This is a genomic window from Moorena sp. SIO3I6 (assembly GCF_010672095.1).
This window is the reverse complement of record NZ_JAAHHU010000228.1, coordinates 1-8101: the sequence shown is the minus strand read 5'-3', so window position 1 is coordinate 8101 and position 8101 is coordinate 1. Positions and strand designations below refer to the sequence as shown.

At 45.4% G+C, this 8101-nt stretch carries 5 protein-coding genes and 1 pseudogene; 4 read left to right on the top strand and 2 right to left on the bottom strand.

The window, feature by feature from the left end:
• The 4 genes and pseudogenes from F6K49_RS32145 to F6K49_RS32130 form a co-directional block, all read left to right on the top strand.
• Window positions 1–308, top strand: a pseudogene (locus tag F6K49_RS32145) (SAM-dependent methyltransferase); the annotation flags it as partial.
• Between the two features lie 151 nt (window positions 309–459).
• Entirely contained in the window at window positions 460–2484 is a 2025-nt protein-coding gene (gene bchD, locus F6K49_RS32140; RefSeq protein ID WP_293103151.1) for a magnesium chelatase ATPase subunit D, read from the top strand.
• 501 nt (window positions 2485–2985) lie between these two features.
• Window positions 2986–4290 (top strand): hypothetical protein, encoded by a 1305-nt coding sequence (locus F6K49_RS32135; RefSeq protein ID WP_293027258.1) that lies wholly within the window; start codon window positions 2986–2988, stop codon window positions 4288–4290.
• 413 nt (window positions 4291–4703) lie between these two features.
• Window positions 4704–5810 (top strand): TRAP transporter substrate-binding protein, encoded by a 1107-nt coding sequence (locus F6K49_RS32130; RefSeq protein WP_293027261.1) that lies wholly within the window; start codon window positions 4704–4706, stop codon window positions 5808–5810.
• A 517-nt stretch (window positions 5811–6327) separates the two neighbouring features.
• Here the strand turns inward: F6K49_RS32130 and psbA are convergent.
• Both psbA and F6K49_RS32120 read right to left on the bottom strand, forming a co-directional pair.
• Window positions 6328–7407 (bottom strand): photosystem II q(b) protein, encoded by a 1080-nt coding sequence (gene psbA, locus F6K49_RS32125; RefSeq protein ID WP_070393396.1) that lies wholly within the window; start codon window positions 7405–7407, stop codon window positions 6328–6330.
• Between the two features lie 384 nt (window positions 7408–7791).
• The coding region (locus tag F6K49_RS32120; protein WP_293103148.1) for a histidine triad nucleotide-binding protein at window positions 7792–8101 on the bottom strand (310 nt) is incomplete at its 5' end.

The following is an 8101-nucleotide window of genomic DNA, read 5'->3' as shown; positions in this document are numbered from 1 at the left end:
AGTATATCTGGCCAGGAACCTTTCGGATGGTGTATATGCCGGAATTTATCGATGCTGTTAAAGAATCACCATTTGAGATCCAAGCCATCTATAACGACCGTCGCAACTATTATCTTTGGGCTAAGGGTATGTATGAGCGCTGGATGGAAAAAAAAGCAGATATTATCGACAAGTCAAATGAACAAATCTGGCGCACGTTCCGGATACTTTTTGCGGCAACAGCGGGTACCATGAACAAATCATCATACGATTCGACGGCCTATCGGGTGGTTTTAGAATTACCCGAGGATCACAAGTCTTTACAATAACTGTGGTCAGACCTAGATTCCTAGATCAATTTAGTATTGGAAAGTCCCCCTCAAGAATTTCCCATGGAGCTAAATAAACCATAAGGAGTCGTAAAAGAGTACTATTATACTACTATGATTTGACTCAGGGAAGTTTGACAATAGTTGCTCTATGCCCGCACTGACCACAAAACCTGCCAACCCTAGCTTTCCCCTCACCGCCGTGGTGGGTCAAGAAGCCATTAAACTCGCCCTCCTCCTCGCCGCCATTGACCCTGGATTAGGAGGCGTTGCGATCGCAGGACGCCGTGGCACAGCTAAATCAGTGATGGCACGGGCAATCCATACCTTGCTCCCTCCGATTGAAGTGGTTAAGGGTTCCTTGAGTAACTGTACTCCAGAGGAAGCATTACAGGAACAGTTACAGGAACAGTTACAGGAACAGTTACAGGTTGACGGTTCTTCAGATACCGAAATCATCCCAGCTCCCTTCGTCCAAATTCCTCTAGGAGTGACCGAAGACCGACTCCTGGGTTCGGTGGATGTGGAACAATCTGTCAAACAAGGGGAACCTGTCTTTCAACCAGGATTACTTGCCCAAGCTCATCGGGGTGTGTTGTATGTCGATGACATTAACCTGCTTGATGACCAAATTGCTAACCAGCTACTGAGTGTTTTAACCGAAGGGCGCAACCTAATTGAGCGAGAGGGCATTAGTTTCCAACATCCCTGCAAACCAATTTTAATTGCCACTTACAATCCCGACGAGGGACCATTACGAGAACATTTATTGGACAGAATTGCCATTACCCTCTCTGCTGACGGTGTTTTGGCCTTAGAGCAACGGGTGGAGGCAGTAGAACAAGCGATCGCATACGCTAACTCTCCCCAGCAGTTTCTGGAGGAATACCAGGAGGATCTGGATACCCTCAAGACGGATATTATTCTAGCGCGAGAGTGGCTCAAGGATGTTGAGATTACCCATGACCAAATTACCTATCTCGTCAATGAAGCCATCCGAGGTGGTGTCCAAGGTCATCGGGCAGAACTGTTTGCGGTTCGAGTGGCTAAAGCTGCAGCAGCCTTAGATGGTCGTCAGACAGTTAATTCCGAGGATTTGCGTCGGGCCGTGGAATTGGTAATTGTCCCCCGTGCGACTATGGTAGAAACACCACCAGAAGAAGCACCACCTCCTCCTCCCCCACCCCCACAAGATCAATCTCAAGAAGAGCAAGACCAAGAGGAAGACAAGGAGGACGACAATGACTCAGAGGAGCAAGAACAGGAAGCTCCGAGTATCCCGGAAGAGTTTCTCTTTGACCCAGAAGGGGTGATACTTGACCCTAGTGTGCTTTACTTTGCTCAGATGGCACAACGGCAAGGTAAGTCCGGAAACCGTAGCATTATCTTTTCAGAAGACCGGGGTCGATATGTTAAACCGATACTACCGAAGGGGAAAGTAAGGCGGATTGCTGTAGATGCCACCCTCAGAGCTGCTGCACCCTATCAAAAAGCTCGTAGGCAACGTCATCCTAACCGTCGGGTGATTATCGAACAAGGGGATTTACGATCCAAGCGGTTAGCCCGAAGAGCTGGCTCCTTGGTAGTTTTTGTAGTAGATGCGTCAGGGTCTATGGCTCTAAACCGGATGCAATCTGCAAAAGGAGCAGTGATGCAGCTTCTGACGGAAGCTTATGAAAACCGTGACCAAGTCTCCCTGATTCCCTTCCGGGGAGAACAAGCCGATGTGCTGTTACCCCCTACCCGTTCCATTGCTTTAGCAAAGCGGCGTTTGGAGCGATTACCTTGTGGTGGCGGTTCCCCTTTAGCTCATGGATTGACTCAGGCGGTGCATGTGGGCATGAATGCTCAATTGTCTGGGGATATTGGTCAAGTGGTAATTGTGGCAATTACTGATGGTCGGGGCAATATTCCCTTAGCTCGTTCCTTGGGAGAAACTCTACCGGAAGGGGAAAAGCCAGATATTAAAGGGGAATTGTTGGAAATTGCCGCTCGAATTCGAGCTAATGGGGTTCAATTATTAGTAATTGATACCGAGAGTAAGTTTGTTTCTACTGGTTTTGCCAAGGAATTGGCCAAACAAGCCGGTGGTAAGTATTATCATTTACCGAAAGCAAATGATAAAGCGATCGCAGCTATGACTAAGAATGCGATCGCTGATCTCACATCTAGGTAAAGAAGGTTGACTATTGAATACTGTTTACTGTTGACTGTTAAGATTTAATCTAGTTATAGCGGTTTTCAACCTAGTCAGGTACACTTTTTGGGGTGCATCTCATTTTTTAAAATTTTGCGTAGTGGCGTGGCACACCTAAAAATGTTTGTTGGGTTTCCCTACCGCTCAACCCAACAAAGCGTTACTGGTGTTGGGTTTCATTCTTCAACCCAACCTACGCTTATTGCACCATTTTAAATGTGTCGGTCCAGTAGGGTGCGTTAGGGGGGCCTTAATTTTTCGCCTCGTAGTCAGGGTTATGTTGCTGCCCGTAACGCACCACCGTGTCAAACAGCAAAAATGAGATGCACCCAATTTTTGGGCTTTTAGGTAGCAGGGAGCAGCTATTAGTAAAGTCGGAATAAGAAAGAAATAAAAAGTTTTGTGTACATCCTTAGGTTAAAAACCGCTAGATTTCTATTTTGTCACTATCCTAAAAGCAGTACAAGCAATAAAACAACTATGAGATCTAGAATTAAATTTTTGAGCTTTCTATTATCAGCAGCAGTATTGGGGTTAACGGTAGAGTTAGCTACTCATACTTCTAGTGTAGAAGCAGGAACTAGGAGGGTTTGTGTAGGTGGACTATGTCGGGAGATTTACGTTCCAGACGTAAATGTTCCAGGGATAAATGATATAAGACGTGAAATACAAAATTGTTTCAGTGGTGGATGCGATCCAGGTAGACTGATTGATATAGGAATTCCTGTTGAAGAAATATGGGGGGAGGCTGGTAGAGGAGCTTATCGCGCTGCTGCTGAATGGATGAGAACGAACAATAGCAGTGGTCGTTCCTTAGACAACTTTCAGAAGCGATATCTACGACCTCATTTTGGAGATTTGGTTGACCGTGTTAGAGTTACCTACAATGCTAACTTGCTAGATGAATGGTCAGCTTTTGGGTATAAAATTAGTCAAGGCTCTGGAGCTCAAGCTTATTGCGACCAAATTTATGTTAACGATTCATATAGGTCGAGTGATACTAATCAGCTTGTTTTACTAGCTCATGAGCTTATTCATTCCCAGCAGTGTCAACGGCATGGTGGTTACTATGGTTTTGGTTATCATTATTTCAAAGAATATAAGAAGGCTAACCAAAATTACAGAAACAATAAGTTAGAACAAGAAGCTTTCACTTTTGAGGATCAGTTTGCCGGATGGATAGGTGTACAGGTAGCTGTTGGGGGAATACTTAGTGATTATCATTCTGGTTGTAACAGCTTAGGAAAATCACGTTCACCAGATTGCGTTGCAGCGATTCACCGATATTGCGATAAAAACAGTCGTGGCGGTGCGGGATTAAGCCAAGAAGTTGGAGCTGGTGTGTTTGGAGTAGCCTGCTTTAACCCTACATGGTATGGCGATGTTTCTGTTAATACTCTTCGTAGTTATCACCAAGGATGTGACAACTTAGGAAAATCACAAGCTCCAGAATGCGTTGCAGCGATCCACCGATATTGCTTTGAGAAACATGGTGCAGGGGCAGGATTAAGCCAAGAAGTTGGGGCTGGTGTTTTTGGAGTAGCCTGTTTTAACCCTACATGGTATGGCGATGTTTCTGTTAATACTCTTCGTAGTTATCACCAAGGATGTGACAACTTAGGAAAATCACAAGCTCCAGAATGCGTTGCAGCGATGCACCGATATTGCTTTGAGAAACGTGGTGCAGGGGCAGGATTAAGCCAAGAAGTTGGGGCTGGTGTTTTTGGAGTAGCCTGTTTTAACCCTACATGGTATGGCGATGTTGCTCCAGTACTGAGACGCTAATTTAGATAAAATGCAAAAGGCATGGTGGCGATTGCTCTTTGAGATACTTCTAAGTACTCCTCAACTAGAAAAAAATTCATCAATACCCCCAGTAAAAGTCGGCGAGGTAATAAACAAGCGATCGCTACTGTCGGGGATTTTAGGAGCTGCGATCGCTTGCCTTAAAATGATTTTTCGATCTACTGATCCTGTTTGCCTCCTTGAGTTAACAGCGGGGAAAGCCCATTTCTCCCCTTACCGCCCTTTGCTTCTATCCCCTCAGGACTTACCCACCAAGACCCATAAAACCTGGTTTCTAGTTACAAGTCAAAGGGTGAAATCGCTGTAATTACCGTCAATAATAGGGTTTGGGGCGTAAGTGCTAAACTTGATATAATTTGCGCAAAAGATGACCAAGTGTTGAATCAAGAACCATGAAACGCCGAAAATTTTTTAGTAACGCTGCGATTGGTGCAGCCAGTACAGCTGCCTTAGCCTCCTGTAATCAAGCTAGTACAGGACCAGTTGCTCAATCCGGCAGTCAGCCTATGGTTCGATGGAAAATGGTCACGAGCTGGCCAAAATCTCTCGATACTATCTATGGGGGAGCTGATACTGTCTGTAAGCGGGTCAGTGCCATGACCAATGGGCGTTTCCAGATTACCCCCTCTGCGGCTGGTGAAATTGTACCAGGATTAGAGGTTCTCGATGCCGTCCAACAGGGAACCGTTGAGTGTGGTCATACCGCTAGTTACTACTACGTTGGCAAAAATCCTGCCCTAGCATTTGGCACTAGTGTACCCTTTGGTCTAACTGCTCCACAACAAAATGCTTGGTTGTACCACGGTGGTGGCTTGGAATTGATGCAGGAACTCTATGCTGACTTTGGGGTGATTAATTTTCCAGCAGGTAACACCAGTGCTCAGATGGGAGGTTGGTTCAAGAAACAAATTAATTCTGTAGGTGACCTGAAGGGATTAAAAATGCGTATCCCTGGATTGGGAGGTAAAGTGATGGAGCGCTTGGGGGTGAATGTCCAAGTATTACCTGGGGGTGAAATTTTCCTTGCCCTAGACCGGGGAACCATTGATGCTGCTGAATGGGTTGGTCCCTATGATGATGAGAAGCTGGGCTTGTACAAAGCAGCTAAGTTCTATTATTATCCAGGCTGGTGGGAACCCGGACCAACCCTAGAGGTACAGGTTAATAAAAAAGCTTGGGATAAGTTGCCCAAGGAGTATCAGGAAATTTTTAAAGATGCCGCCAGGTACGCCAATATAAATATGGCGGCTCAGTATGATGCTTTGAATGGAGGGGCATTGGAACGCTTGATTAAAGCGGGTGTTAAGCTGACTCCTTACTCTCAAGACATTTTGCAGGCCGCTGAGAAAGCATCATTCGAGTTATTTGAGGAAGATGCTAGCAAAGATGCCAAGTTTAAGAAAGTTTATGAACAGTGGAAAGGGTTTCGCAACCAAGTTTACAAGTGGAATGGCACAAATGAATTGAATTTTGCTAATTTCGCCTTTTCTCGGAACTAGAGCACTATCGCCATCTTAAATTACCATATTTTTTCACTGAGGGGTGTCACCCATCATTTTATGCTATATTGGGATCAGTAGATAGATGCACCCTGATGATCCAGAGAGTCTTTTTGACGGCTCTCTTATTTTTTTGCAAAAATTGATACGTGAACATATAGCACTACGCATTTAGATTAGGACATTCCTAAATTCCAAAACTTAGTCATAGCTTACTTTTGACTTCTGACTTCTAACTTCTGACTTCTAACTTCTGACTTCCGCGTAGCGCTATACCTAGGGTCAGCTGCTTGGAAAATTATTAACTGAGGGGTGACACCCCTCGCTCAATCTGTTATATTGAGATCAGTAGATAGATGCACCCTGATGACCTAGAGAGTCTTTTTGACGGCTCTCTTATTTTTTTTTGGAAAAGCGATTGGTGCTTTGCCACCAAATAAAAAAGCGCTCCCTTTTTGGAGAGCGCTGTTAGGGGGTACCTTTGTACTCCCCTAGGGGTGATCGGATTACGATCTTATTAGCCGTTGATCGCTGGAGCAGTCAAAGCTACAGGAGTAGCTTCAGCAGCTGCTAGGTCTAGAGGGAAGTTGTGAGCGTTACGCTCGTGCATTACCTCGAAACCTAGGTTGGCACGGTTTAGTACGTCAGCCCAGGTGTTGATCACGTGACCTTGTGAGTCGATGATGCTCTGGTTGAAGTTGAAACCGTTGAGGTTAAATGCCATGGTGCTGATGCCCAGTGCAGTAAACCAGATGCCGATTACAGGCCATGCACCTAAGAAGAAGTGCAAGGAACGGCTGTTGTTGAAGGAAGCGTATTGGAAGATTAAACGACCGAAGTAGCCGTGAGCTGCCACGATGTTGTAAGTTTCTTCCTCTTGACCGAACTTGTAACCATAGTTCTGAGACTCAGTTTCGGTAGTCTCACGTACTAAGGAGGAGGTTACCAAAGAACCGTGCATTGCACTGAACAAGGAACCACCGAATACACCAGCTACACCTAGCATGTGGAAGGGGTGCATTAGGATGTTGTGCTCAGCTTGGAACACGAACATGAAGTTGAAGGTTCCGCTGATACCTAGAGGCATACCATCGGAGAAAGAACCTTGTCCGATTGGGTAGATCAGGAACACGGCGCTAGCAGCTGCAACCGGTGCGCTGTAAGCTACGCAGATCCAAGGACGCATACCTAAGCGGTAGCTCAGTTCCCACTCACGACCCATGTAGGCAAATACACCAATCAGGAAGTGGAACACTACCAACTGGTAAGGACCACCGTTGTATAGCCACTCATCTAATGAAGCAGCTTCCCAGATTGGGTAGAAGTGTAGGCCAATGGCGTTAGAAGAAGGAACAACAGCACCAGAGATGATGTTGTTTCCGTACATCAAGGAACCAGCAACGGGCTCGCGGATACCATCGATGTCCACAGGAGGAGCAGCGATGAAAGCAATGATGAAGCAGGTGGTAGCAGCTAGCAGGGTTGGGATCATTAAGACACCGAACCAGCCTACATAGAGGCGGTTGTTGGTGGAGGTGACCCAATTGCAGAACTGAGACCACACAGAGGTGTTGCTCTGCTGTAATACAGTAGTCATGTTCTTATGATTGCGGGTATGAATATGAACTTTTCGAGGTTCGTCCGGCTTGTGTGCGCCTTCATGTATTTATATTAAGCAATATATTTAGTTTTGTAAAGGGGTTTGAGAGTAATTTACCCTCAGCTTATTAAATAATGTAAATAAGTAAGACTTATATTACGTAAGTATTGACAAATAAATATGAATGTGATCTAGGAAGAATAGGTAAACCAAAATAGCGATCGCATACAAGATAGCGATCGCATAAAACTAGAGGCCCTCCATCGAACGCCTATATATATAGAGCCTGAAATATAGAGCCTGAGCCTGGTTCTTTCCGTAACTCCTAACTTAGAAACCTACTTACGACTAAGCACTCAACACTGAGCATTAAAAAAAACCTCAGCCAGGAGGCCACTTCATTTGGCGTTGACCCAAAATGTGCAAATGCAGGTGATCAACCGTTTGACCACCATCAGCACCATTATTAATCACCAGTCGATAGCCATTGGTCAAACCGGCTTGCTCAGCAACTTGCTTAGCAGTTAAGAGCAGGTGTCCCATCAGGGCTTGATCTTCAGACTGAGCTGCTGCCAGTTGAGGAATGGGCTTCTTGGGAATTACCAGAATATGAACTGGTGCCTGAGGGTTAATATCCTTGAAGGCAAGGGCTAAATCGTCTTCATAAACAATATCCGCTGGAATTTCTCGG